This window comes from Pseudarthrobacter sp. MDT1-22 (assembly GCF_054511035.1).
This window is the reverse complement of sequence record NZ_JBTNDK010000020.1, coordinates 41,629-67,229: the sequence shown is the minus strand read 5'-3', so window position 1 is coordinate 67,229 and position 25,601 is coordinate 41,629. Positions and strand designations below refer to the sequence as shown.

General features: G+C 67.0%; 20 protein-coding genes. 8 read left to right on the top strand and 12 right to left on the bottom strand.

Features of this window, described 5'->3' with window-relative positions; genetic code table 11:
• Positions 1–79: 79 nt before the first annotated feature.
• From argH to argC, 8 genes are all read right to left on the bottom strand, one after another.
• Entirely contained in the window at positions 80–1,519 is a 1,440-nt protein-coding gene (argH, locus tag ACX80M_RS15540; protein WP_252602035.1) for an argininosuccinate lyase, read from the bottom strand.
• A gap of 6 nt (positions 1,520–1,525) precedes the next feature.
• Positions 1,526–2,731 carry an argininosuccinate synthase gene (locus ACX80M_RS15535; RefSeq protein WP_252602038.1) on the bottom strand — a complete coding sequence of 402 codons (1,206 nt, stop codon included), beginning with the start codon at positions 2,729–2,731 and terminating at the stop codon, positions 1,526–1,528.
• Positions 2,732–2,838: 107 nt separating this feature from the next.
• Positions 2,839–3,375 carry an arginine repressor gene (locus ACX80M_RS15530; RefSeq protein ID WP_056343008.1) on the bottom strand — a complete coding sequence of 179 codons (537 nt, stop codon included), beginning with the start codon at positions 3,373–3,375 and terminating at the stop codon, positions 2,839–2,841.
• The gene (gene argF, locus ACX80M_RS15525; protein ID WP_459309937.1) at positions 3,375–4,412 is read right to left on the bottom strand and encodes an ornithine carbamoyltransferase; all 1,038 of its coding nucleotides are present in this window, start codon (positions 4,410–4,412) and stop codon (positions 3,375–3,377) included. The genes ACX80M_RS15530 and argF overlap by 1 nt, the downstream gene beginning before the upstream one ends.
• Positions 4,409–5,683, bottom strand: a complete 1,275-nt coding sequence (locus ACX80M_RS15520; RefSeq protein WP_252611260.1) for an acetylornithine transaminase — start codon at positions 5,681–5,683, stop codon at positions 4,409–4,411. The genes argF and ACX80M_RS15520 overlap by 4 nt, the downstream gene beginning before the upstream one ends.
• Positions 5,680–6,639: an acetylglutamate kinase gene (gene argB / locus ACX80M_RS15515; protein WP_252611258.1), complete on the bottom strand. Its 960-nt coding sequence runs from the start codon at positions 6,637–6,639 to the stop codon at positions 5,680–5,682. The genes ACX80M_RS15520 and argB overlap by 4 nt, the downstream gene beginning before the upstream one ends.
• A gap of 44 nt (positions 6,640–6,683) precedes the next feature.
• Complete coding sequence (argJ, locus tag ACX80M_RS15510; protein WP_252613649.1) at positions 6,684–7,850, bottom strand: bifunctional glutamate N-acetyltransferase/amino-acid acetyltransferase ArgJ; 1,167 nt, start codon at positions 7,848–7,850, stop codon at positions 6,684–6,686.
• A complete protein-coding gene (gene argC / locus ACX80M_RS15505; protein WP_252602056.1) occupies positions 7,847–8,878 on the bottom strand; it encodes an N-acetyl-gamma-glutamyl-phosphate reductase in 1,032 nt (343 codons plus the stop codon). The genes argJ and argC overlap by 4 nt, the downstream gene beginning before the upstream one ends.
• Positions 8,879–9,054: 176 nt before the next feature.
• Here argC and ACX80M_RS15500 point away from each other — a divergent pair, with 176 nt between their 5' ends.
• From ACX80M_RS15500 to ACX80M_RS15485, 4 genes are all read left to right on the top strand, one after another.
• Entirely contained in the window at positions 9,055–10,146 is a 1,092-nt protein-coding gene (locus ACX80M_RS15500; RefSeq protein ID WP_104063390.1) for a fatty acid desaturase family protein, read from the top strand.
• Between the two features lie 161 nt (positions 10,147–10,307).
• The gene (locus tag ACX80M_RS15495) at positions 10,308–11,270 is read left to right on the top strand and encodes a quinone oxidoreductase family protein (protein WP_252611248.1); all 963 of its coding nucleotides are present in this window, start codon (positions 10,308–10,310) and stop codon (positions 11,268–11,270) included.
• Positions 11,271–11,457: 187 nt separating this feature from the next.
• Positions 11,458–15,384 (top strand): Pls/PosA family non-ribosomal peptide synthetase, encoded by a 3,927-nt coding sequence (locus ACX80M_RS15490; RefSeq protein ID WP_459309941.1) that lies wholly within the window; start codon positions 11,458–11,460, stop codon positions 15,382–15,384.
• A gap of 52 nt (positions 15,385–15,436) precedes the next feature.
• Positions 15,437–16,816, top strand: coding sequence for a M1 family metallopeptidase (locus ACX80M_RS15485; protein WP_252611246.1), 1,380 nt, complete (start codon positions 15,437–15,439; stop codon positions 16,814–16,816).
• Between the two features lie 43 nt (positions 16,817–16,859).
• Here the strand turns inward: ACX80M_RS15485 and ACX80M_RS15480 are convergent, their stop codons facing one another.
• Genes ACX80M_RS15480 through pheS form a run of 3 tightly spaced genes read right to left on the bottom strand, consistent with a single transcriptional unit; the run spans position 16,860 to position 21,181 of the window.
• The gene (locus ACX80M_RS15480; protein ID WP_252602062.1) at positions 16,860–17,561 is read right to left on the bottom strand and encodes a 4'-phosphopantetheinyl transferase family protein; all 702 of its coding nucleotides are present in this window, start codon (positions 17,559–17,561) and stop codon (positions 16,860–16,862) included.
• A gap of 12 nt (positions 17,562–17,573) precedes the next feature.
• The gene (gene pheT, locus ACX80M_RS15475; RefSeq protein ID WP_252611244.1) at positions 17,574–20,117 is read right to left on the bottom strand and encodes a phenylalanine--tRNA ligase subunit beta; all 2,544 of its coding nucleotides are present in this window, start codon (positions 20,115–20,117) and stop codon (positions 17,574–17,576) included.
• Positions 20,118–20,119: 2 nt separating this feature from the next.
• Positions 20,120–21,181, bottom strand: a complete 1,062-nt coding sequence (pheS, locus tag ACX80M_RS15470) for a phenylalanine--tRNA ligase subunit alpha (protein WP_104063385.1) — start codon at positions 21,179–21,181, stop codon at positions 20,120–20,122.
• A gap of 202 nt (positions 21,182–21,383) precedes the next feature.
• Between pheS and ACX80M_RS15465 the strand changes: the two genes are divergently transcribed.
• The 3 genes from ACX80M_RS15465 (at position 21,384) to ACX80M_RS15455 (ending at position 23,840) form a co-directional block, all read left to right on the top strand.
• Positions 21,384–21,866 (top strand): hypothetical protein, encoded by a 483-nt coding sequence (locus tag ACX80M_RS15465; protein ID WP_252611242.1) that lies wholly within the window; start codon positions 21,384–21,386, stop codon positions 21,864–21,866.
• A 2-nt stretch (positions 21,867–21,868) separates the two neighbouring features.
• Complete coding sequence (locus tag ACX80M_RS15460) at positions 21,869–22,525, top strand: SIMPL domain-containing protein (RefSeq protein ID WP_252611241.1); 657 nt, start codon at positions 21,869–21,871, stop codon at positions 22,523–22,525.
• Between the two features lie 199 nt (positions 22,526–22,724).
• Positions 22,725–23,840, top strand: coding sequence for an Rv2578c family radical SAM protein (locus ACX80M_RS15455; protein ID WP_252602068.1), 1,116 nt, complete (start codon positions 22,725–22,727; stop codon positions 23,838–23,840).
• A gap of 10 nt (positions 23,841–23,850) precedes the next feature.
• Here ACX80M_RS15455 and ACX80M_RS15450 read toward each other — a convergent pair whose 3' ends face one another.
• On the bottom strand, positions 23,851–24,303 hold the full coding sequence (locus ACX80M_RS15450) for a (deoxy)nucleoside triphosphate pyrophosphohydrolase (protein WP_252611239.1): 453 nt from the start codon (positions 24,301–24,303) through the stop codon (positions 23,851–23,853).
• 67 nt (positions 24,304–24,370) lie between these two features.
• Here ACX80M_RS15450 and ACX80M_RS15445 point away from each other — a divergent pair, with 67 nt between their 5' ends.
• A complete protein-coding gene (locus ACX80M_RS15445; RefSeq protein WP_252602071.1) occupies positions 24,371–25,579 on the top strand; it encodes an MFS transporter in 1,209 nt (402 codons plus the stop codon).
• The last annotated feature ends 22 nt before the right edge of the window (positions 25,580–25,601 follow it).

The following is a 25,601-nucleotide window of genomic DNA, read 5'->3' as shown; positions in this document are numbered from 1 at the left end:
GCAACGCTCTCTCACTTTCTTGAGGAAAGTGAGAGAGCGTTGGCCAAAATGCTGCATCAACTGAGAGAGCGTTTGGGGGTTAGGCTGCGTAGTCCCGCACGCCGGCGAGCTCGCCTTCCAGCGCGAGCAGCTGGCGTTCGACGGCGGCGGGTGCGGTGCCGCCCTGTGAGTTGCGGCTGTTGAGCGACCCTTCGGTGGACAGGACCGTGCGGACCTCCGGTGTCAGGTGCTCCGAGATGGCGGCGTATTCCTCATCCGTCAGGTCCCACAACTCCACGTCGCGGCTTTCGGCCTGCTTGACCGCTGCTCCGGAGAGCTCGTGCGCCTCGCGGAACGGAACGCCCTGGCGGACCAGCCACTCGGCAATGTCCGTGGCCAGCGCGAAGCCCTGCGGTGCCAGCGACTCCATCCGTTCCGTGTTGAACTTCAGCGTCGCGATCATGCCCGAGACAGCCGGAAGCAGCAGCTCCAGGGTGTCGGCGGCGTCGAAGACCGGCTCCTTGTCCTCCTGCAGGTCGCGGTTGTACGCGAGCGGCAGGCCCTTGAGCGTGGCCAGCAGCCCGGTCAGGTTGCCGATCAGGCGCCCTGCCTTGCCGCGGGCGAGCTCGGCGACATCGGGGTTCTTCTTCTGCGGCATGATCGAGGAACCGGTGGAGTAGGAATCGTGCAGGGTCACAAAGGAGAACTCCTTCGTGGCCCACAGGATGACTTCCTCCGAGACGCGGGACAAGTCCACGCCGATCATGGCCGTAACCCACGCGAACTCGGCGAAGACGTCGCGGGATGCGGTGCCGTCAATCGAGTTGTGGGTGGCGGAGAAGAAGCCCAGGTCTGCCGCGACGGCCTCCGGGTCGAGGCCCAGGGACGAGCCCGCGAGGGCGCCGGAGCCGTAAGGCGAAACCCCCGCACGCTTGTCCCAGTCCTGGAGCCGCTGCACATCGCGCAGCAGCGCCCAGGCATGGGCGAGCAGGTGGTGGCTGAGCAGGATGGGCTGGGCATGCTGCAGGTGTGTGCGGCCGGGCATGGCCACACCCTGATGGGCCTTGGCCTGCTCCACCAGGGCCTCGATGGTTGCCAGCACGCCGCGCGCGATGATCCGGGCGTGGTCACGCAGGAACATGCGGCCCAGCGTGGCCACCTGGTCGTTGCGGGACCGGCCGGCGCGGAGCTTGCCGCCCAGCTGGGTGCCGGCGCGCTCGATCAGGCCGCGTTCCAGTGACCCGTGCACGTCCTCGTCGGACTCGGCCGGCAGGTACGCGCCGGAGGCGACGTCGTCATCCAGCCGGCCCAGGGCGTCCAGCATGCCGTCGAGTTCGGCGTCGTCCAGCAGCCCGGCCTTGTGCAGCACGCGGGCGTGCGCTTTGGAGCCGGCGATGTCGTAGCGGGCCAGCCGCCAGTCAAAGTGCGTGGACTTGCTCAGGGCCGCGAGGGCGTCCGCGGGGCCGCCGGCGAACCGGCCGCCCCACAGTGCGCCGGTGTTGGTCGCGTCGGATTTCGGGGTTTCGACAGGCTCAACCACCGATATTTACTTTCCTGCGACGCGGATATCGCGGCCTGAGGCAACCTTGGCGGACATGCCCCACAGCTCGATGAAGCCGCGCGCCATGGACTGGTCGAACGTGTCGCCGGTGTCGTAGGTGGCGAGGTCGAAGTCGTAGAGCGAGGTCTCGGAGCGGCGGCCGTTGACGATCGCCTGTCCACCGTGCAGCACCATGCGGATGTCGCCGGTGACGTACTTCTGGGTGTCCTCGATGAACGCGTCCAGGGAGCGCTTGAGCGGTGAGAACCACTGGCCGTCGTAGACCAGCTCGGCCCAGCGCTGGCCAACAGAGGCCTTGAAGCGGGCCTGCTCGCGCTCGACGGTGATGTCCTCAAGGTGCTTGTGCGCGGTGATCAGCGCCATCGCACCGGGGGCTTCGTAGATTTCGCGGGACTTGATGCCCACGAGGCGGTCCTCGACGACGTCGATCCGGCCCACACCCTGCGCGCCGGCACGGCGGTTCAGTTCCTTGATGGCCTGCAGCGGGGTGACCCGGACGCCGTCGATCGCTACCGGCACGCCGGCTTCGAAGGAAATGGTGACCTCATCCGGAGCCGGCGGGAACTCCGGCGTCGCCGTGTAGTCGTAGATGTCCTTGGTGGGCGCATTCCAGATGTCCTCGAGGTAACCGGTTTCGACGGCGCGTCCCCAGACGTTCTGGTCGATCGAGTACGGGTTCTTCTTGGTGGTCTCGATCGGCAGTCCCTTTTCCTCGGCGAAGGCGATGGCCTTGTCGCGGGTGAGGGCGAGGTCGCGGACCGGTGCGATGCACTTCAGGTCCGGGCCGAGGGTCTGGATGCCCACCTCAAAGCGGACCTGGTCGTTGCCCTTGCCGGTGCAGCCGTGGGCCACGGTGGTGGCGCCGAATTCACGGGCGGCCTTGACCAGGTGCTTGACGATGACCGGCCGGGAGATGGCCGAAACCAGCGGGTAGTGGCCCTGGTAGAGGGCGTTGGCCTTCAGCGTGGGCATGCAATATTCGTTGGCGAACTCGTCGGACGCGTCGGCCACGTAGGCTTCGACGGCGCCGCAGCCGAGGGCGCGCTGGCGGATGGTCTCCAGCGACTCGCCGCCCTGTCCGACGTCGACCGCCACGGCGATGACCTCGGCACCGGTGGCTTCACCGATCCAGCCGATGGCCACGGAAGTATCGAGGCCACCGGAGTAGGCCAGAACAATGCGCTCAGTCACGAAAATGCTCCTAATTGGGGTTGTAGATGTTGATCGGGGAAATTCTTCAGGGAAAAACGTTCTGGGGAAAGCCTGTCACACCGGGAGCGTGTTCGGGCGGTGTGGGCCTACTGGCCGCCGCCGGCTTCCTCGGCGAGCTGCAGGAACCGGACCGCGAGGTCCTGCCCGCCCTGCGGATCCCGGGAAACCAGCAGCACGGTGTCGTCACCGGCAATGGTCCCCAGGATGGAGGGCATCACCGAGTGGTCAATGGCCAGGGCCAGGAAGTTGGCCGCACCGGGCGGGGTCCGGAGCACCGCGATGTTGGCCGAGGCTTCCGCCGTGACCAGGAGTTCACTGCACAGCCGGGCAAGCCGGGCATCCAGGATCTCCTGGCTGACCCCGCTCTTGGCCGCACGTTCGCCGCCCTCGCCGGGGACGGCGTAAACCAGCACGCCTTCCTTGCCGCGGACCCGGACGGCGCCGAGTTCCACGAGGTCCCGGGACAGCGTGGCCTGGGTGACCTGTACGCCGTCGTCCGCCAGCAAAGCGGCCAGCTCCGCCTGGGAGCGCACCGATTCACCCGTCAGGATGGCGGTGATGCGCGCCTGGCGGGCCGTTTTGGTGGCCGGGCTGGAGCCCGGCGATGCCGGCGGGACGGACACTAGTTGCCAACCTCCTGTGGCGCCAGCCCGTCCACCAGGGCCAGGCCTTCGACGACGGCGAGCCCGGACTGGTGCATCAGCCAGGCCATCAGGGCCTTCTGCGCGTGCAGCCGGTTCTCGGCTTCGTCCCACACGATCGACTGCGGGCCGTCGATGACGCCCGCCGAAATCTCGTAGCCGCGGTACGCGGGCAGGCAGTGAAGCACGACGGCGTCGTCCGCCGCGTGTGACATGGCCGCCTCATCGACGGAGTACTCCCGGAACAGCTGCAGCCGGGCTTCCTTTTCGGTTTCCTGGCCCATGGAGACCCAGGTGTCCGTGGCCACAACGTCCGCACCCTTGAGGGCAGCGGCGGCGTCGGTGGTGACCAGCACGGAACCGCCGGTCTGGGCGGCTCGTTCCTCGGCCGCGGCCACGATGTCCGCGGCCGGGAGGTAGCCTTCCGGCCCGGCGATGCGGACGTGCATCCCCGCGGTGACGCCCGCCAGGAGATACGAGTTGGCCATGTTGTTCGCGGCGTCGCCCAGGTAGGTCATGGTGAGGCCCTTGAGTTCGCCCTTGTGCTCCTTCACGGCGAGCAGGTCGGCGAGGAGCTGGCAGGGGTGGTAGTCATCGCACAGGGCGTTGATGACCGGCACCTTGGAGTTTTCCGCCATCGCCACCAGGCCCGAGTGCGCCCCGGTGCGCCACACAATGGTGGAGACCATGCGCTCCAGGACCTTGGCGGTGTCCTCGACAGATTCCTTATGGCCGATCTGTGCCTCGCCGGGGTTGATGATCAGGGCGTTGCCGCCCATGTCCGCGATGCCCGTGGCGAACGAAACGCGCGTCCGGGTGGAGGTCTTGTCGAAGATGACGGCCACGGTCTTGCGGCCGTTCCCCTCTCCGGCGAAAGGCTGCACGCTGTAGGGCGCTGCCTTCATGCGGACGGCAAGATCCAGGACTTCGGCCTGCTCAGCGGGGCTGAGGTCCGTGTCCTTCAGGAAGTGGCGGGTGCTGTTGGGTGCTGTACCGGCGGAAGAAACTAAAGGGGTCACTGCGCGTCCTTAGCTGTCTGGAGGATTGCCGGGAGGGCGGCAAGGAAGGTGCCTGCCTGGTCTTGGGTGAGGATCAGCGGCGGGGCAAGCCGGATGGTGCGCGGGCCGGCGCTATTGACGATGAAGCCGGCGTCAAGGCCGGCGGTCACCACGACGGGGGCCACGTCGGAGTCCAGGTCGAAGCCGATGAGCAGGCCTTCGCCTCGGACTTCGGTGACGCCGTCGACGGCGGCGAGTCCGGCGCGGAGGTAGTCCCCCACGGCAGCAACATTTTCCAGTACCCGCTGGCTTTCGATCGCGTGCAGCGTGGCCAGCGCGGCCGCCGTCGCCACCGGGTTGCCGCCGAAGGTGGTGCCGTGCTGGCCTGCGGTCAGCAGCGACGACGTCTGCTCACCGAACGTGAGCAGCGCGCCGATGGGGAAGCCGCCGCCGAGGCCTTTGGCCAGGGTGATGGCGTCGGGAACAATCCCGGTGTCCTCCGTAGCGAGCCATTTGCCGGTGCGGCCGATTCCGGTCTGGACCTCGTCCAGGATCAGCAGGGCGCCGGCCTTGGTGGTGGCCTCGCGGGCTGCCTTCAGGTAGCCCGGGGGCAGTGGACGTACTCCGGCTTCGCCCTGGATGGGCTCCAGGAAGACAGCGGCCACGGTCTCGTCAACTGCGGCTTCGAGGGCGTCAATGTCTCCGAACGGGATGTGGACCACACCGCCGGGCAGCGGCTCGAACGGTGCGCGGTAGGCTTCCTTGGCGGTCAGGGCCAGGGCACCCATGGTGCGGCCGTGGAAGGCACCTTCCAGGGCGATGATCTTGGTGCGCTTGCCCGCGGCGCCGTCCGGGCCCGTGCCATTGCGCCGCGCCAGTTTGAAGGCGGCCTCGACCGCTTCGGTTCCCGAGTTGGCGAAGAAAACCTTGGAGCCCGCCGGGGCGTGCGTCAGTGACAGCAGCTTTTCGGCCAGCGCGATCTGGGTGGGGCTGGTGAAGAAATTGGAGACGTGCCCCAGCGTGGCCAGCTGGCTGGAAATCACTGAGGTGACAAACGGGTGGGCGTGGCCCAGGGCATTGACGGCGATACCGCCGAGCAGGTCCAGGTATTCCTTGCCGTCGGCGTCCCAGACCAGGCAGCCGGCACCGCGGACCAGGACACGCTGCGGGGTACCAAAAACGCCCATCAGGGACGTGGCGTAGCGCTTTAGCCAATCAGCTCCGCTGGTGTGGCCAACGAGCGCGCTTGCGGCGGCCTCCGCAACGGAATGGCTTAGTTCTGTGTCGGTCACGATGCTTTCACTTCCTCGTCGGGCACGACCTGCGTGCCGATGCCCGCCGTCGTGAATGTTTCCAGGAGCATGGAATGCGGCAGACGGCCGTCCACGATGTGCGCGCGTTCCACTCCGCCGTCAATCGCCTTGAGGCATGCCTCCATCTTGGGGATCATGCCCGATTCCAAGGAGGGCAGCAGCTGGCGCAGCTCCGAGGCCGTGAGGGAGGAGATGAGGGAGGACCGGTCCGGCCAGTTGGCGTACAGTCCTTCGACGTCGGTGAGGATCACAAGCTTGGAGGCCCCCAGGGCTTCGGCGAGGGCGGCCGCGGCGGTGTCCGCGTTGACGTTGAGGACCTGCCCGGTGGTCTGGACCTCTCCGGCTGCCGTCTCGAGGCCGTCGGACTCGATTTCCGGTGCCACGGTGGAGATGACGGGTATGCGGCCGGCGGCCAGGATGTCCAGGATGCCCTCGGGGTTGACGCCGACAACTTCGCCCACCAGGCCCAGGTCCACTTCCTCGCCGTCAATGACAGTGCCGGTCCGGACGGCGCGGAGCAGGCCGCCGTCTTCACCGGACATGCCCACGGCATACGGGCCATGGGAGTTGATCAGGCCCACCAGTTCGCGGCCCACCTGGCCGGTGAGGACCATCCGGACCACGTCCATGGCTTCGGGGGTGGTGACGCGGAGGCCGCCTTTAAACTCGGACTCGATACCCAGCCGCGCCAGCATGGAGTTGATCTGCGGACCGCCGCCGTGGACCACCACGGGGTGGATGCCCACATGGTGCAGGAACACTACGTCTTCGGCGAAGGCGCGGCGAAGTTCGTCGTTAACCATGGCGTTGCCGCCGTATTTGATCACCATGGTGGTGCCGGCGAACCGCTGGATCCAGGGCAGCGCCTCGATCAGCGTGCCGGCCTTGCTTTGGGCATCACTCATGGACGTCGTTTCACGGGTCTGGGTGTTCATGCGTGCAGTATCTCCAGGGTTGCTGGTGGGATCTGGCGTGAGGATTAGCTTGAGTAGGCGCTGTTCTCGTGGACGTAGTCGTGGGTGAGGTCGTTGGTCCAGATGGTGGCTTCGGCGTCACCGGACTGCAGGTCAATTTCCAGCAGGACTTCGCGGGGTTCGAGGTCCACCAGGTTGCGGTCGTCGCCGATGCTGCCGTTGCGGCAGATCTGGATGCCATTGATGGCCACGTTCAGCTGGTCCGGTTCGAACACGGCGTCCGTGGTGCCCACGGCGGACAATACGCGGCCCCAGTTGGGGTCCTTGCCGAAGATGGCTGCCTTGAACAGGTTGGACCGGGCCACGGAGCGGCTGACGGTTTCGGCGTCCCGCTCGCTGGCCGCGTTGAAGGTACGGATGGCGATGTCATGGCTGGCGCCTTCGGCGTCCCCGATCAGCTTGCGCGCCAGTTCGGCGCACACCTGGGTCAGCCCGGCACCAAAGGTTTCCGCGGACGGGACGGCGCCGGAAGCGCCGGAAGCCAGCAACACCACGGTGTCATTGGTGGACATGCAGCCGTCCGAATCAGCCCGGTCGAAGGTGACGCGCGTGGCATCGCGGAGGACGACGTCGAGCATTTCCGCTTCGACGTCGGCGTCGGTGGTGAGGACCACCAGCATGGTGGCCAGACCGGGTGCCAGCATGCCCGCGCCCTTGGCGATGCCGCCGATGGTGAACTCCTGGCCGTCGGCGTCCGTGCCGATGAACAGCGCGGACTTGGGCACCGAGTCTGTGGTCATGATGGCGTTGGCCGCATCCGGCCCACCGTCCGTGCTGAGCGCTGCCGAGGCAGCTTCGACGCCCGGGAGGATCTTGTCCATGGGCAACTGCTCGCCGATCAGGCCGGTGGAACAGACAAACACGTCCGTCGCCGAGATGCCGAGGACCGCGGCCACTTTTTCGGCCGTGCTGTGGGTGTTCTGGAACCCTTGGGGACCGGTGCAGGCATTGGCACCGCCGGAGTTGAGGACCACTGCGTCCACACGGCCGTCCGAGACGACCTGGCGGGACCAGTGGACGGGAGCCGCGGCCACACGGTTGCTGGTGAAGACGGCGGCCGCCGCCTTGGACGGGCCATCGTTGACGACCAGGGCGAAGTCCGGCTTACCGGACGTCTTCAGGCCGGCGGTGACGCCTGCGGCGCGGAATCCCAGGGGGGCGGTAACGGTCACGGTGCAACTCCCTGCAGGTTGAGGCCGGCGGTTTCCGGCAGGCCAAGGGCAATGTTCATGGACTGCACGGCGCCGCCGGCAGTTCCCTTGGTCAGGTTATCAATGACGCATGTCACAACCACGCGGCCCGTGTGCTCATCCAGCGCCAACTGCATGGCCGCGTGGTTGGAGCCCTGGACCGACTTGGTGGCGGGCCACTGCCCTTCCGGCAGGAGGTGGACAAACGGTTCGTCGTCGTAGGCATCAGCCCACGCCTGGCGGAGGTCCGCCGCCGAGGTGCCGGGCTTGACCTTCGCGGTGGCAGTGGTGAGGATGCCGCGGCTCATAGGCGCGAGCGTCGGGGTGAAGGACACCGTGACACTCTCGCCGGCAGCATTGGAGAGGCCCTGTTCAATCTCGGGGGTGTGGCGGTGGCCGCCGCCCACGCCGTACGGGCTCATGGAGCCCATCACCTCAGAACCGATGAGGTTCACCTTCGCGGCCTTGCCCGCACCCGAGGTGCCGGAGGCGGAAATGATCACGACGTCGTCGGGCTGGAGCATTTTGGCGGCGAACCCGGGCGCCAGTGCCAGGAGGGCCGACGTCGGGTAGCAGCCCGGGACGGCGATCCGCGTGGCGCCCTTGAGGGCCTCGCGCTGGCCGGGGAGCTCCGGCAGACCGTAGGGCCACGTTCCGGCGTGGGCCGAGCCGTAGAATTTTTCCCACGCGGTTGGATCCTCGAGGCGGTGGTCTGCGCCGGCGTCGATCACAACTGTGCCTTCGGGGAGCTGTGCCGCGATCTCGGCGGAAGCACCGTGCGGAAGTGCCAGGAACACCACATCGTGCCCGGAGAGATTCTCCACGGTGGTGTCTTCCAGGATGCGGCTGGCCAGTCCGTGCAGGTGCGGCTGCAGCTCGCCAAGGCGGGAGCCTGCGTTGCTGTGCGCGGTGATGGCACCGATGGTCACGTCCGGATGTCCCGCCAGGAGCCGCAGGACTTCTCCCCCGGCGTAGCCGCTGGCACCGGAGACGGCAACAGAAATAGTCATGCCGTGAATCTTACAGCAAAAGTATTCAGTGTGCCCGATATTTATGCATCGATGTCGGCATCGATTCCCCGGGGGCCGCTGGACAAGCAGGCGTAAGATGGGGTGAGGGTGATCATGACCGTGCAGTCCGAATGTCGGCTGCAGCGTTGCCCGAAACAGTTACGAGGCCCCGCTCCATGACCACCACCCTTCCCACGTCAGAGCGCCCAAAATCGCGTGTCCGGCAGCCCAACGCCGTTGTCCTGAGCTATTCGGAGCTGTTGAAGAGCGTCAAGGCTGAAGGCCTGCTGGAACGCCGCGTCGGTTTCTACATCACGCTCTTTGCCAGCCTGGTACTCCTCATGGCCGCCACCTGGTTCGGTTTTGCCCTGATCGGCGACAGCTGGTTCCAGCTCCTCATCGCCGCGGCCGTCGGGGTCCTCTGCACACAGCTGAGTTTCCTGGCCCACGAGGCCGGGCACCGCCAGATCTTCGCGTCGCGCCGGGCCAACGACTGGACCGCCCGGATCCTGGCCACCTCGGTTGCCGGCATGAGCTATTCCTGGTGGGAGCAGAAGCACGGCGCCCACCACAACCACCCCAACGTCATTTCGAAGGATCCTGACATTGCCACGGGGGCCATCGCCTTCCACACCGAAGGTGCCGCCACGCGGCAGGGCAGGTTTTCGTTCCTGACCCGCAAGCAGGGCTGGTTCTTCTTCCCGCTACTGTTCCTTGTTGGCCTGGGGCTGCAGATCGATTCCGTGAAGTTCGTCTTCCGCCGGGCCAAGGTGACACACCGATGGGTAGAGCTTCCCATTTTGCTGGTCCGGCTTAGCCTCCTGCCCGTGCTGGCCTTCACGTTCCTGCCGCTCGGAATGGCGTTCGCGTTCATCGGCGTGCAGCTCGCCGTCTTCGGTTTCTACATGGGTGCTTCCTTCGCGCCGAACCACAAGGGCATGCCGGTCCTGCCCGCGGACAGCCGCGTGGACTTCTTCAGCCGCCAGGTCCTGACGTCACGGAACATCTCCGGTGGCCGGTTTATGGACATCCTGCTCGGCGGCCTGAATCGCCAGGCTGAGCACCACCTCTTCCCGGACATGGCACGCCCCCAGCTGGATAAGGCAGCCAAGATTGTCCGCGAGTACTGCAAGAAGCACCAGGTTCCCTACACGGAAACCACGCTGCTGCAGTCCTACGGCATCATCGTCCGATACCTGAACGATGTAGGCCTTGCTGCAGGACGCCACTTCGAGTGCCCCATGGCAACGGTGACCCGGCGGTTCTAGCACGCACCCCGAGCCACGCGGGCTCCCCCGAATGACTCTGCCCCGTATGACCCGAAGCGACGGCCGGCTACCGGCCGTCGCTTCGTCGTCGGTAGCGGTATCCCTAGGATGGTCAGAGACACCGGCCGCGGGAAACCCCCGCCCGGAGAGGAGACCTTTTTATGCAAGCCATCGTTGCCCGCCAGTCCGGAGGTCCGGAAGTCCTCGAGATCGCCGAGGTGGACCGACCGACGCCGGGTCCCGGCCAGTTGCTCATCAAGGTGGCGGCAGCCGGGGTGAACTTCATCGACACCTACCAGCGCGGGGGCATGTACCAGGTCCCGTTCCCCTTTACGCCTGGCTCGGAAGCCGCTGGGACTGTAGAAGAGCTCGGCGAAGGCACCGAAAACTTCGCAGTCGGCAGCAGGGTGGCCACGGCCGAGGCCACTAAATGCTACGCCGGCTACGCGGTGCTCGATGCGGCCAAGGCACTTCCGGTGCCGGACGGCGTCGACGACCTAACGGCGGCTGCCTTGCCGCTCCAAGGCATGACCGCCCACTACCTCATCAATTCCTCCTTCAAGGTCGAACCGGGCCACACAGTACTGACGCACGCGGGTGCCGGCGGCGTCGGCCTGCTGCTGATCCAGCTGCTGAAGGAGAGGGGCGCCCGTGTCATCACTACGGTTTCCTCGGAGGCCAAGGAAGAACTTGCCCGCGACGCCGGGGCCGACCATGTGCTGCGGTACGAGGGCTTCCCCCACCATGTCCGCGAACTCACCAACGGGAAGGGCGTGGACGTGGTGTACGACGGCGTCGGCCGGAACACCTTTGACGGGTCCCTCTCCTGCCTCCGCACACGAGGCATGCTGGTCCTGTTCGGGGCAGCCTCCGGGGCCGTTCCGCCGGTGGATCCGCAGCGCCTCAACGCCGGCGGTTCGCTGACGCTGACGCGTCCGTCCCTAGCCCACTTCCTGCTCAACGAGCAGGAGCGCCGCTGGCGCTCGGCGGAGATCTTCGCCGCCGCAGAAAAGGGGCACTTGAACGTACGGATCGGCGCCACCTACCCACTGGCCGAGGCACGGCGTTCCCATGAGGACCTCGAGGGCCGGCGCACCACGGGCAAGGTCCTGCTGGTTCCCTAATGGATACAGGCAGCGCGCGTGAACAGAACATGAATATTCAACTAATTCTGGACACCCTGCGTTCACTCTACTCAGGCAGAATCCGTCCGTGAGTGAGCATCAGTCAAACGTCGTAGCATCCCTGCCGGAGGATCCCTACCGCCCCCAGCTGGCCGGTTTTCCTCTGGCCCCGCCCGAGCGGACCCTCATGGCCATCCTGGCGGACTCGGCGGCACGTTTCCCGGAGGCCTCAGCGCTCGACGACGGCCGGCGTTCGCTGAGCTACGCCGACCTGATGACCGCGGTCCGGGCCAAAGGACGGGAGCTCCAGGCCGCCGGGCTGGGCGCCGGCGACAGGATAGGTGTGCGCATTCCGTCCGGGACCAGCGAGCTCTACATCTCGATTCTCGCTATCCTGCACATCGGTGCCGCCTACGTTCCTGTGGACGCTGACGACCCTGAGGAACGTGCCCGGCTCGTTTTCGGTGAGGCTGGCGTAGCCGCAGTGCTCACGGGTGAGGCTGGCGTAGCCGCAGTGCTCGCGGGTGAGGCTGGCGTAGCCGCAGTGCTCACGGGTGGGGCCGCGGTCTCCGTCCCTGACTCCCCGGAACGCGGTGAAGCCGAGCATCGTGCTGCCGAAGGCCGTTCCGCCGAGCCCGGCGATGACGCGTGGGTGATCTTTACCTCCGGTTCCACCGGCACGCCCAAGGGCGTCGCGGTCCAGCACCGCTCCGCCGCCGCCTTTGTTGACGCCGAAGCCCGGATCTTCCTGCAGGCGGAGCCCCTCGGCCCGCAGGACAGGGTACTGGCAGGGCTTTCGGTCGCCTTTGATGCCTCGTGTGAGGAAATGTGGCTTGCCTGGCGTCACGGCGCCTGCCTGGTGCCCGCACCGCGGGCCCTGGTCAGGACCGGAACGGACCTCGGCCCGTGGCTCATCAGCCACGGCATCACCGCAGTGTCCACCGTTCCTACGTTGGCTGCCCTCTGGCCGGCCGAGTCCTTGGAGAGCGTCCGGCTCCTGATTTTCGGCGGCGAGGCCTGCCCGCCCGAGCTGGCCGAGCGGCTTGCCATCCCGGGCCGTGAAGTCTGGAACACCTACGGCCCCACGGAGGCCACGGTAGTGGCCTGCGCGGCTCCCCTGGGTGGCCCCGGTCCAGTCCGGATCGGACTGCCCCTGGACGGCTGGGACCTGGCCGTGGTGGATGCTGAAGGACTGCCCGTCGGCGAAGGGGAGATCGGCGAACTGATCATCGGCGGCGTCGGACTGGCCCGTTACCTTGACCCGGACAAGGACCGGGAGAAGTACGCGCCCATGCCGTCCTTCGGCTGGGATCGCGCCTACCGTTCAGGCGACCTGGTCCGCTACGAAGCCGCCGGACTGATCTTTATGGGCCGCGCCGACGAACAGGTCAAGCTCGGTGGCCGCCGGATCGAACTGGGCGAAATTGACGCCGCCCTGCAGGCCCTCCCGCACGTTGCCGGAGCTGCCGCGGCAGTACGGACAACCGCTGCGGGCAACCAGATCCTGGTGGGCTACCTGGCCGCCGCGGACGCTGACCTGGATCTGGCGGCCGCCCGCGAGCTCCTGGCAGAGAGCCTCCCCGCGCCCCTCATTCCGCTGCTGACCGTCGTCGACTCCCTGCCCACCAAGACCAGCGGCAAGGTGGACCGCCACGCCCTGCCCTGGCCGCTGAGCGGGACCGGTGCGGCGGAGGCCGACGCTGCCCCCTTGAACCTCCCCGAAGATGCCTCCTGGGTGGCCGAACAGTGGACTGCAGTCCTTGGCAGCACCGTAACAAGCCTCGACGCCGACTTTTTCGCCTATGGCGGCGGCTCCCTGTCCGCTGCCCAGCTGGTCTCCGCCCTCAGGGTCCGGTACCCGACCATCACGGTCGCCGACATTTATGCCACACCCAGGATCGGTGCTCTGATTGATGCGGCCCGCCAGACCCTTCCCGACGGAGTGGCCACCGGGCCGGCGCCGTCCCGGACTGTACGCCCCACCGCGTTTAAGTCCCAGGTCTTCCAGACGCTGATGGGCATTCCCTTGCACATCCTGGTGGGGATGCGCTGGCTGACCTACCTCATGGCGGCTAACAACGTGCTGGCCGCATTGGCCGGCTTCAGCGCTGCCCCCACAGTTTCCTGGTGGTGGGTGGCCGCCTCCTGGCTCGTCTTCGTCTCCCCGGCCGGCCGTATGCTGATTTCCGTGGCCGCGGCCCGGATGCTGCTCCGGAAGGTGGGGCCGGGAACGTACCCGCGCTCCGGACGGGTGCACGTGCGCCTCTGGCTGGCCGAACAGATCCAGGACCTCGCCGGGGCCATCAGCCTCGCCAGCGCACCATGGGTGCCGTACTACGCCCGGGCGTTGGGCGCCAAGATCGGCAACAACGTCCAACTGCACTCACTGCCGCCTGTCACCGGGATGCTTTCCCTCGGCAGCGGCTCCAACGTCGAGCCTGAAGTGGATCTTTCCGGTTGGTGGATCGACGGGGACATCGTCCACATCGGGGCCGTCCATATCGGGGCAGGAGCCAGCGTCGGGGCGCGCAGCACGCTGATGCCCGGCGCTTCCATCGGCGCCGGAGCCCAGGTGGAGCCCGGCTCGGCCGTCCTCGGCAAAGTAAAGGCCGGCCACCACGTGGCCGGCTCCCCCGCCGAGCGCCGGGGCAAGGCCAAGCACTCGCTGCCGGACACTCCTGCCGAACATCGGCTGATTGGCCGGCTCTGGTTCGCCGGATTCGCCATGGCTTCAGCCGTGCTGGCCCTGATCCCTTACGTCTCCGCCGCCGCCGCGGCACTGGTGGTCTTTGCCTTTATCCAAGGCAGCGCATCGCTCTCCGCAGCCGTCCCGCAACTCCTGCAGGCCCTCGCACCCGCGGCCCTCGTGTGGTTCGTCGTCAACCTCCTGCTGATTTTGGTCACCACCCGGATGCTCGGCACCGGCCTGGCGGAGGGCTACTACCGCGTCCGCAGCCGGATCGGCTGGCAGGTCTGGGCCACGGAACGTGTGCTGGACCTGGCCCGCGACCTGCTCTTCCCCGTTTATGCCAGTCTCTTCACTCCGGTCTGGCTGCGCCTGCTGGGCGCCAAGATCGGCAAGAACGTCGAAGCCTCCACGGTCCTGCTCATCCCCAAGATGACCACCGTGGGCGAGGGCGCCTTCCTGGCCGACGACACCATGGTGGCCTCCTACGAGCTCGACGGCGGGTGGCTGCGGATTGCGCCCGCGAAGATCGGCAAGCGCTCCTTCCTGGGCAACTCGGGCATGACCGCTGCCGGCAGGAATGTCCCCAAGAACTCACTCGTCGCCGTCCTGTCGGCCACACCGGCCAAAGCCAAGTCCGGGACCTCCTGGTTGGGCAGCCCGCCTGTGCGGCTCCGGCGCACCGCCATCGCCTCGGACGACACCCGCACGTACCAGCCGCCGCTGCGGCTCAAGTTTGCCCGCTGCCTCTGGGAACTGGGCCGCTTCATCCCCGTGGTGGTAACGGTGGCGATCGCCGCCGGCGTGATGCTTGCTTTTGACTGGCTGGCCGCCGCCTACAACTACGGGATTGCCGCAGCCCTGGGCGGCGTCGTGATGCTGCTGGCGGGCGCGGTTGCCGCCGGCAGCGCCGTCGTCGCCAAGTGGGTCCTCGTGGGCCGGATCCGTGCCGGCGAGCACCCGCTCTGGAGCTCCTTCATTTGGCGCAACGAGGTGGTCGATACGTTTATCGAAATGGTCAGCGCCCCCTGGTTCGCGCGGGCAGCCACCGGGACCCCGGCCCTGGTCTGGTGGCTCCGGGCGCTCGGCGCCCGGATCGGCCGCGGCACGTGGTGCGAAAGCTACTGGCTTCCCGAAGCGGACCTGGTCACCCTCGGGCGGAACTCCACCGTCAACCGTGGCTGTGTGGTCCAAACCCACCTGTTCCATGACCGGGTCATGAGCCTGGACACTGTTACCCTCGAAGACGGAGCAACCATGGGCCCCCACGGCGTCATCCTGCCGCAGGCGAGCATCGGCAGCGGTGGAACTGTAGGACCGGCCTCGCTGGTGATGCGGGGCGAATCCGTTCCCGCCGCGACCTATTGGATGGGCAACCCGGTGAGCCCCTGGAGCGGTCCCGCAGCGTCCGCTCCCAAACCACGCTAGCCCCGCAGTACCAGCTGTCCTGCCGCCCTACGCTGATCGGAAAGACCGTCTTATGAGTTCCCCCGCACCGAGCCCCACGGCCGCCAGTAACGGCCCTGCACGCACCTCGGAGCACGGCGCATCTTCGCCCGACCCCTATATGCCCGGCCATGGCACAAACGCGTACAAGGTCAGCCGCTACGAACTGGACCTTGACTACAAGCTCAGCAGTAACCGCCTGAACGGGCGCGCGGTCCTGACCGCCGTCACCCAGTACGCGACGGCGGCCCTCGTACTGGACCTGATCGGGCTCCGGGCCACGAAGATCCAGCTCAGCGGGCGCCGGGTAAAAAAGTTCAGCCAGCGCGCCGGGCAGTTGGTCATTGTGCCCGAGGCCGCGCTGCCCGCGGGCGAGGAATTTACCCTCGACATCCGCTACGAAGGCAACCCCGGTCCCCGGCGCGGGTTCTGGGGCGAGGTGGGCTGGGAGGAACTCACCGACGGCGTCCTTGTGGCCGGCCAGCCGAACGGCGCCGCCTCCTGGTTCCCGTGCAACGACCACCCCGGTGACAAGGCCAGCTACCGGATCAGTGTGACCACCGACGCCAATTACCGGGCCGTGTGTAACGGCACCCTGATCTCCCACACCAGCAGGGCCAGCCGCGAGACCTGGGTCTACGAACAGGCCGAGCCCATGGCCACCTACCTGGCCACGGTCCAGATCGGCCGCTATGAGTTCCTCGCCCTGACTCCCTTCCCCGTGGACGGGCAGGTTCCGCAGTTCGCCGCCGTCCCGGCGCTGCTGGTCGACACGGCCCGCGAAGGCCTGGCCAGGCAGCCTGAGATGATGCGCACCTTTGCCAGCTGTTTCGGCCCCTACCCTTTCCCGGAATACTCCGTGGTGGTGACCGAAGACGAGCTGGAAATACCGCTTGAAGCGCAGACGCTCTCCATTCTGGGCCGGAACCACCTGACGCAGGAGTGGGAATCCCAGCGGCTCATCGCCCACGAGCTCGCGCACCAGTGGTTCGGGAACTCCCTCACTGCCGCATCATGGTCGGACATCTGGCTCCACGAGGGCTTCGCCTGCTATGCGGAGTGGATCTGGTCGGAGGAGGCGGGCGTCCTCCCTGTCGCGGACCGGGCCGCCGCAGCCTGGCGGAAACTGGCCGCCGGCAGCCAGGACATTATCGTGGGCGACCCCGGGCCCGAGCTAATGTTTGATGACCGCGTCTACAAGCGGGGAGCCTTGGCCCTGCATGCCCTGCGGGTCCGGTGCGGCGACCTGGCATTCTTTGCGTTGCTGCACGACTGGACAGATGCCCACCGTCACGGTTCAGTTTCCACGGCGGCCTTTATTCTCGCCGCGGACCGGGCAACCGGACTGGACACCGAGGCGCTGCTGCACCCGTGGCTGCTCGAGGCCGCCCTTCCGCCGCTGCCGGTGCGCTGACCAGCAAGTGCGGTGACGGGCAAGTGCGCTGACAACAACGTCGCTAGCTGCCGGTGCGCGAAACCGCGACGGCGGCGCGAAAGTTGAGCGGGAGGCCCGCCTCGCCGGCGGCCAGGTCCCGGATTTCCGGGCGCGACAAAACGTCGAGCGTGTCCGGCGCCGTGGCGAGACCGTCGCCCGTCATCTTGAGCCAGGCTTCCTTACGCGCCCAGAGCCTTGCCCGCTCCTGCAGCAGCAAAGGCCCGGCCAGCCCGGTTAGGGCCGCGCGCTCCGCGGTGGTGAGCGCCACGCCGTCGAACCCCTCAAAGGCCATGCCGGACGGGTCCCCCAGGTCCAGGCCCATCGTGACTCCGGCCGGTGGATCCACCACGGCGCCCAACAGGATCCATCCGGAACTCCGGGACAGGCTCAGCGCGAGCGGCACCGGCTCTCCCCTGAGCGTATAACCCGGCCTGCCGTGCGATAGCTCGGGGCCGGAGCCGCACCGGGGGCAGCTGAAGTGAGTGGTGAGGTCCGACGCCGGGACGTCCAGCAGTTCTGCTGCGAACCTTCGCAGGGCACGCCGGCCAGCGACAAAAACGGCCCGCGGGCCGGGTGCCAGGGCAGCTGCTCGGGCCAGCTCGGCGGGCCCCAGCACTACTGACTGGTGGCCCGCCGTCGGGTCCTGCCCTTCGGATACGCCGGGAGGGCAGGAACGCAGGACCGGCACTGGCGCCACCGGCCCCGCCCCCACCAGCCCTGCCATCCGGATCCGCGTTTAGCGCTGGACGGCGCCGAAGCGCTCTGCAGCCAGGGCAACCGCGCTTTCGCGCGCAGCCGAGGCCTCATCGGCCGTCAGCGTCCGGTCCGTTGCCCGGAAACGCAGGCCGAAGGCGAGCGATTTCTTGCCTTCTTCAATACCCTTGCCGGCGTAGACGTCGAACAGCGCCACGTCCTCCAGCAGCTCGCCGGCGCCTTCGCGGAGCGCTTCGAGGACCTGGTCCGCGGGAATCTCCTGCGGCACCACCAGGGCAACGTCCTGGGTGGCCACCGGGAACGTGGAGATGTGGCGGGCCACAATCACATCCGCAGCTGCCTCGAACAGGGCATCCGCGTTGAACTCCAGCGCCACCGAACGGGCAGGCATGTCGTGCGCGGCCAGGAGCTTCGGGTGCAGCTCGCCGGCGTAACCCACTACTTCGCCGGTCCGCAGCGAGAGCTGCGCGGCACGGCCCGGGTGGAACGCCTGGTGCGCACCCTGGCTGACCACAACCTCCACACCCAGGACATCCCCGGCGAGCCGGGCAATGTCAAGCGCGTCTGACCAGTCCCACAAGCGCGGCGTGTGGCCGGCGGCAGCGGGTGAATCGTGGCCCGTGAGGACAGCGGCGACGTGCAGCGGCTGGTCCGGAACGCCGTCGTACAGTGCATCCAGTACCTCGTCGGAAGGCTTGACGCCCAGCGGCGGGATGGACTGAGTACCCACGGTCTCGCCCGGCAGGAAAACGAGGCCCGACTCGAAGAGCGCCAGGTCGCGGAACCCGCGGGAGTAGTTCCGCTTGGCCACCTCGATCAGCCCGGGGAGGATGGACGTGCGCAGGAAGCCGTGTTCCTCGCTGATCGGGTTCGCCAGCTTGACCGCGCTCCGGGCCGCCCCCTGCTCGGCGACGCCGAACGTGTCGTTGGCCGCCTTGGAGACGAACGGGTAGGCCAGGACTTCGGTCAGACCGGCGTCGGCCAGTGACTGGATGAGCCGACGGCGCTGCTGCTGCACGCGGGTCAGGCCACGTCCCGGAGGGGCCACCGGAAGGGTGGCGGGGATGTTGTCGTAGCCCACCAGCCTTGCGATTTCCTCGGTGAGGTCTTCCTTGGTTTCCAGGTCGTTGCGCCAGCTGGGGGCGGTAACGGTCCAGCCGCCGTCGTTCTTTTCCACCACGGCGCCGAGGTCCACCAGCGAAGTGGTGATCTGTTCCTCGGTGAAATCGATGCCGATCCGCTGGGAAGCGAAGGCTGCCGGCAGCGCGATGGTCACGGCGTCCGGCGCGGTCCCGACGTCGGTCCCCGCCTGGTCGGCAACCCCGCCGGCGAGGTCCACCAGGAGGTCAACAACACGCTGGGCAGCGATGTCCGCCACGTGCCAGTCGACGCCGCGCTCGAAGCGCTTGGACGCCTCGGACGGCAGCTTGTGCCGGCGGCGGGAACGGCCAATGGACACCTCGTCGAAGTGCGCAGCTTCCACCAGGACGTTCGACGTCGAATCGCTCACCTCGGTGGCTGCACCGCCCATCACGCCGGCAATGCCGATCGCGCCGGAACCGTCGGTGATGAGGAGGTCCTCGATATCGAGCGCGCGCTCCTTGTCGTCCAGGGTGGTGATCTTCTCCCCCGCCACGGCGCGGCGGACCACGATGTCGCCGGACAGCTTGTCCAGGTCATAGCAGTGCGTGGGCTGGCCAAGCTCGAGCATCACGTAGTTGGAGATGTCCACGGGCAGGGAGATGGAGCGGATCCCGGCAAGCCGGAGCCTTGAGGTCATCCACGGGGGCGTCGGTTTGGTGGCGTCGACGCCGCGGACGGTGCGGGCCACGAAACGGTCGCAGCCGGGCTTGCCATAGATGGGAGCGTCGTCGTTGAGCTTCACGCCGTAGCCGCCGGAAAGCTCCGCCGGAGCCTGGACCTTGGTAGCGGGGTCCGTGAATCCCGTGCCGGTGGCGTGGGCGTATTCACGGGCCACACCACGGATGGAGAACGCGTAGCCGCGGTCCGGGGTCACGTTGATCTCGGCTGCCTGGTCATAAAGGCCGAGCAGTTCCATGGCGTCCGTGCCGATTTCCGGATCAAGCCCGATGCGGGACAGGACCAGGATGCCGTCGTGGTCCTCGCCGATGCCAAGCTCACGCACGGAGGCGATCATGCCGGCGGACAGGTGGCCGTAGGTCTTCCGCGCGGAGATGTGGAAGTCGCCGGGCAGGACCGCGCCGGGCAGCGTGACTACTACCTTGTCGCCCTCCACGAAGTTGTGGGCGCCGCAGATGATCCCCTGCACCCCGGACGGGTCGATGCTGTCGCCGGTCAGGGTCTGTTCCTGGCCTTCGGGGACAACCCGGACCTGGCACCAGTTGATGGTTTTGCCGTTGGTCTGGGGTTCCTTGACGATGCTCAGGACCTGGCCCACCACAACCGGACCCTGCAAGGCGTCCGTGGGACGGTGGACGTCCTCTTCTTCAAAACCGACCTTGACCAGTTCGGCCATCACGTCTTCGGCCGTTGCTCCGGCCGGTACTGCTGCGAATTCACGCAGCCAGGAAAGTGGGATACGCACTGTTAGATCTCCATCCCGAAGTGCTCGCTGAAACGTACGTCGCCTTCGATCATGTCGCGCATGTCGCCGACGTCATTGCGGAACATGAGCGCGCGCTCGATACCCATGCCAAATGCGAAACCGGAGTAGATATCCGGGTCGATGCCCGCGGCGCGGAGGACGTTGGGGTTGATCATGCCGCAGCCGCCCCATTCGATCCAGCGCGGGCCGCCCTTGGCGCCCGGGTGCCAGATGTCGAGTTCCGCGGAGGGTTCGGTGAAGGGGAAATAGTTCGGGCGCAGCCGGACGGACGCTTCGTCGCCGAACAACTGCCGGGTGAAGTGCTCCAGGGTGCCCAGGAGGTCGGCCATGCTCAAGTTCTTGTCGATGGCCAGGCCCTCGAACTGGTGGAAGACCGGGGTGTGCGTCGCGTCCAGTTCATCGGTGCGGAACACCTTGCCGGGGCAGAGGACGTAGATGGGCAACTCGCGTTCCAGCATGGACCGGACCTGCACCGGGGAGGTGTGCGTACGCATCACCAGGTGGGCCTCCGGCGGCTCCACGAAAAACGTGTCCTGCATTTCGCGGGCGGGGTGGTCCGGCTTGAAGTTCAGGGCGTCGAAGTTGAACCATTCGGATTCCACCTCGGGGCCTTCGGCGATTTCCCAGCCCATGCCCACAAAGATGTCCGCCACGCGGTCCTGCAGCGTGGAGAGCGGGTGACGCGCTCCTGCCCGACGACGGCGGGGTGCGGCAGTGACGTCCACCGTCTCTTCCAGCAGGATCCGGGCGTCGTTTTGTGCTTCCAGCTCGGCGGTGCGGTCCGCGAGCGCCTTGTTGACCCGGCCCCGTGAGGAACCCATGAGTTTGCCGGCTACGGCTTTCTGGTCTTTCGGCAGTCCGCCGATCTCCCGGTTGGCCAGGCTGAGCGGTGACTTCTCACCGGTGTGCGCCAGCCTCACCGCCTTGAGTTCGTCAAGGGTGCCTGCGCCGGCAATGGCGGCGATGGCCTGGTCTACAGCGGCAGTGATGGCGGCTTCATCCGTAGGGTTCGGGATGGCGGCGCCCGGCAAAGTTTCAGTCATCTACTGTTCTTAGCTACGAGTCGGGGCTGCCGGTGAGGGGTGCAGCCGCGCGCGGTTACCCGGCAGCGCATCCGTCACTGGCAGGTCATTCCGTGAATCCATGCTTGCTGAATGCACTCGATGACCAGGTCAGGGCACACCGGTCAAAAACTGGCGGCCACTATCCTCCAGTCTAAGTGAAGGCTCCGGTTACCATGGCCTCATGACACAAGGGCAGGGCCCGTCAGCCGCGCAGCTGTTGACGCCGGGGCAGCGCGTACGACAGCTCGCCAACCTGGCCAACGGCACTACCCTGCTGGGCCTGGCCGTTGCCGCGGCTGCGGGAACCGCCGTCAGCAAAGGCCCCCGCGGGCTGGTCATGGCGTCCGGCTACCGGTGGCGCATTCCGTATGCGGGGGCCTTCACCCTGGGCAACGTGGTCATCTACCGGATCCGGGCTGAAGAACTGACGTCCAATCCGGCGCTCCTGGGGCATGAGGAAAAGCACTGCAGCCAGTACGCCTACTGCCTGGGGTTGCCCTTCCTTCCGCTGTATTTCCTGGCCGCCGGCTGGTCGCAGCTCCGGACGGGCAATCCGGCGTCGGCGAATTTCTTCGAACGGCAGGCCGGCCTGGCAGCCGGCGGTTATGTTGACATCCGGACACCAAAGCCGGCGCCCCATGGCGCCGTCGGAATCGAGGTCTGACAATGACGGGCGAACCCAACACCACGACAAGCAACAGGACCATTATCGTGACCGGAACGGGGACGGCGGAGGCGCCACCTGACTTACTGACGATTTCTGTGGGCGTCGAGTGTCGGCGGGACAGCGTGGGCGCCGCCTATGCGGATGCAGGAACAGCGTCCGCAGCTGTATCCGGTGCGCTCCGCCGGCACGGCCTGGCTGACACGGACATCCGGACCTCCGGACTGAACGTCCGGCCGGAGTTCGTCTGGCGCGACAGCGGGGGCCAGCAGGTGACCGGGTACGTGACCTCCAGCATGCTCACCGTGCGCCTGCGGCAGGTCAGCGCGGCATCCGCCGTTATTGCCGCCGCAGTAGACGCCGGCGGCGATGACGTGCGCCTGAACGGACTGGAACTTGGCTTCTCGGATGAGTCAGCCGTCGCCGCCCTCGCCCGGGACGCTGCATGGCAGGATGCCTCAGTCAAAGCCGAACAGTTTGCATCCCTGGCGTCCGCGCGGCTTGGCGCGGTGATGTCCGTTGCCGAGCACCCGGATGCGCCCGGGCCGGTTCCGGTGGCCCGGATCCAGCGCGCCGCCGCCAGCGAAGCCATCAGCGTGGAGGCGGGCCACGCGGGCATTAACGCCAGCGTCACCGTGGTGTGGGAATTGTTGGACTGACGGTTTCCCGGGGGCCGACGCAAGCGGAAGCCACCGGCCGAAGCCACGGGGCGGAGCCCCCGGCGGGCAGTGAGTCCGGCGGGCGGTGAGTCCGGCGCGACCAGCCTGACGTGAGCCCTGCCGCCGGTGAGCCCGGCGCGCGGACTTCCGCGGCGCCCGGTCCTTGACTTAAGTTCGAACATATATTCGAATGGAAGGCATGAGATGGGATGAACAAGCGCTGATGCCCCGGCCCGCCGATGACCTCGGAAGTGGCCCATCACCTGCCCTGCTTCCCCTTGCCGGGTTGGTCCGTTCTGTGACCACCCCCGAATTCGCCGGCATCACCTTTCATGAGGTCACCGCCAAATCGGTGCTCAATAAGGTGGTGGCCGGGTCGCGGATGCCGTTTGAGTGGACCGTGAACCCGTACCGCGGCTGCAGCCATGCCTGTGTTTACTGTTTTGCGCGCAAGAGCCACACGTATCTCGACTTTGACGCCGGACTGGATTTCGACAGCCAGGTGGTGGTCAAGGTCAATGCGGCCGAGGTCCTCCGGAAGGAGCTGGCCAAACCGTCCTGGGGCCGTCACCAGGTGGCGCTTGGCACCAACACGGACCCCTACCAGCGGGCCGAGGGCCGCTACCAGCTGATGCCGGGAATCATCACGGCGCTGGCTGACTCAGGTACGCCGTTGTCCATCCTTACCAAGGGGACGCTGCTCGCCCGGGACATGCCGCTCCTGAAGCGTGCTGCCGCCCAGGTGCCGGTAGGGGTGGGCATTTCCCTGGCCATGACGGATGAGGCACTCTCGGAAGCCGTGGAACCAGGCACGCCAGGGCCTCGGGCGCGGCTGAAGCTGGTCTCCCGCTTACGCGATGCCGGGCTCCCCTGCGGTGTTATGGCGATGCCTATCCTGCCGTGGCTGTCCGACAGTGACGAAGCCCTTGATTCCCTGTTCGCTTCGTTGGCCGCGGCCGGTGCCACGGGCGTCACCGCCGGCGCCCTCTACCTGAAGCCGGGAACACGCGAGTGGTTCATGCAGTGGATTGCCAAGAACCATCCGGAACTGGCTGGCCGCTACCGGCGCCTCTATGACACAGGGTCCTACGCGTCGAAGGAATACCGCACCTGGCTCGCCGCAAAGGTGCGCTATTTCAAGCACCGGCATGGCTTCACCAGCGGCCACGGCTTCAGCCACCGCGATCTGGCAGACGATCCCCGAGGCGAGGAAGCCCAGTATCCGGAAGGAATCCTGCCTGTCCCCGGGACAACAGGCGCTGACTTTCGGAACGCCGACGAAGCAACAGCGCTCCGTCAACCTACCCTGTTCTGACGTCAGGATTTCAACGCGCGTGCGTGTCTGGCTGCTGCGCGCTGAGTGAGTGCAGGAGGGCTTCGACAATGGGGAAATCGGCCGGGATCCAGGGCAGGTCCAGCACTTCCCGGTGGTCCGTCAGCGCGACCCAGCGTAATGCGTCGTGGTCCTCGAGGGGTTGCGGCTCGCCCTGGATAATTTCGGCCAGCCAGACCCGCATGCTTGCCCGGTCGTTCAGCCGCCATCCGGTGGCCGCCGCTGCCGGGAGCTCGAGCCCCAGCCGGACACGCACGCCGAGCTCCTCACTCAGTTCCCGGTGCAATGCGGCCTCGCATTCCTCACCGGCGTCCACTTTCCCGCCGGGAAATTCCCAGAGCCCAGCGAACTGCTCGGGAGCAGTCCGCCTGGCCACCAGTATGCGGGCAGGGTTCGCCAACGAGTCCACTATTGCTCCGCCAACTACCTGTATCAGTCCACTCACCGCCCCAGTCTATGAGGGAGAATGGTTTGCGGACCCTCCCCCAGCATCCCCTTTGAAAAGCAGGCCCATGAGTAGCGTCGTCCAAACCTCCACCGCATCCAAGGCGAAGTCTCCACACGTTGGCGCAGCGATTTTCGCACTGGCAATGGGCGGCGTCGGAATCGGTGTCACGGAGTTCACCATGATGGGCCTGCTGAAAGAGGTGGAACAAGGACTCGGCATCAGCACCCCGGAGGCCGGACACCTCATTTCCGCCTACGCCCTCGGAGTTGTGGTGGGCGCGCCGCTGCTCGCCGCAGTCGGTGCCAAACTGCCACGCAAATACCTCGCACTGGGCCTCATGTTGTTCTTCACGCTGGCCAACCTGACGTCCTATGTTGCTCCCGATTACGGGAGCATGCTGGTTTCCCGGTTTGCGGCCGGGCTGCCGCACGGCGCATTCTTCGGGGTCGCGGCTGTGATCGCCGCCTCTCTGGTTTCCCCCACGCGTCGGGGTTGGGCCATCTCCATGGTGATGGCGGGCCTCTCCGTTTCGAACGTTATCGGCGTGCCCGCGGCCACCTGGGTGGGCCAGACCTTCGGCTGGCGGCTGCTGTTCCTCCTCGTAGGAGGCATTGGCTTGCTGACACTGGTGCTGCTGTGGCGCTATGTCCCATACCAGGCCCCCCATCCTGACGCGAGCATCCGCCGCGAACTCGGTGCGCTCAAGCGGCTCCAGGTGTGGCTGGCCATCCTGATCGGCATCGTGGGTTTTGGTGGCTTCTTCGCGACCTACACCTACATTGCGCACACCATGACCCTGGTGGCCGGTATTCCGGGATCGCTGTTGCCCATTGTGGTGGCACTCTACGGACTGGGCATGGTGGCCGGAACAGTCGTCGGCGGCAGGCTGGCCGACAAGTCAGTGATGGGGACGCTGTACTGGGTCCTGCCCGGGATCGCCGTCGCACTGGTGGTTTACGCGGTGGCTGTGCACTGGCCCTGGTCAGCCCTGGTGATGGTCTTTGTGGTTGGAGCGTCCGGCTCCATGCTGATCCCGGCCCTGCAGACGCGTTTGTTGGATGCGTCGCCGGACGCCCCCTCCCTGGCTTCTTCGCTCAACCACGCCGCGCTCAACGTTGCCAATGCCCTGGGCGCCTTCCTGGGCGGCCTAGTGATCGCCTGGGGCTGGGGCTTCGTGGCACCCGCGCTCGTGGGCGCCGTGTTGGCAGTCCTGGGCTTTGGCATCGCGGTGACCAGCGGCGTCCTGGAACGCAAAAAGCCGCTGGCCGCCTGATTCTGGGAACGGGCGGGCAGCG

What these genes read in the sequence shown, in the direction of transcription:
- ACX80M_RS15445 (WP_252602071.1), top strand. Translation starts at nt 24,371, where the DNA reads ATGAGTAGCGTCGTCCAAACCTCCACCGCATCCAAGGCGAAGTCTCCA.
- ACX80M_RS15490 (WP_459309941.1), top strand. Translation starts at nt 11,458, where the DNA reads ATGGCCATCCTGGCGGACTCGGCGGCACGTTTCCCGGAGGCCTCAGCG.
- ACX80M_RS15455 (WP_252602068.1), top strand. Translation starts at nt 22,725, where the DNA reads ATGAGATGGGATGAACAAGCGCTGATGCCCCGGCCCGCCGATGACCTC.
- pheS (WP_104063385.1), bottom strand. Translation starts at nt 21,181, where the DNA reads ATGACTGAAACTTTGCCGGGCGCCGCCATCCCGAACCCTACGGATGAA.
- argC (WP_252602056.1), bottom strand. Translation starts at nt 8,878, where the DNA reads ATGACTATTTCTGTTGCCGTCTCCGGTGCCAGCGGCTACGCCGGGGGA.
- ACX80M_RS15460 (WP_252611241.1), top strand. Translation starts at nt 21,869, where the DNA reads ATGACGGGCGAACCCAACACCACGACAAGCAACAGGACCATTATCGTG.
- ACX80M_RS15485 (WP_252611246.1), top strand. Translation starts at nt 15,437, where the DNA reads ATGAGTTCCCCCGCACCGAGCCCCACGGCCGCCAGTAACGGCCCTGCA.
- ACX80M_RS15500 (WP_104063390.1), top strand. Translation starts at nt 9,055, where the DNA reads ATGACCACCACCCTTCCCACGTCAGAGCGCCCAAAATCGCGTGTCCGG.
- ACX80M_RS15465 (WP_252611242.1), top strand. Translation starts at nt 21,384, where the DNA reads ATGACACAAGGGCAGGGCCCGTCAGCCGCGCAGCTGTTGACGCCGGGG.
- argB (WP_252611258.1), bottom strand. Translation starts at nt 6,639, where the DNA reads ATGAACACCCAGACCCGTGAAACGACGTCCATGAGTGATGCCCAAAGC.
- ACX80M_RS15495 (WP_252611248.1), top strand. Translation starts at nt 10,308, where the DNA reads ATGCAAGCCATCGTTGCCCGCCAGTCCGGAGGTCCGGAAGTCCTCGAG.
- ACX80M_RS15480 (WP_252602062.1), bottom strand. Translation starts at nt 17,561, where the DNA reads ATGGCAGGGCTGGTGGGGGCGGGGCCGGTGGCGCCAGTGCCGGTCCTG.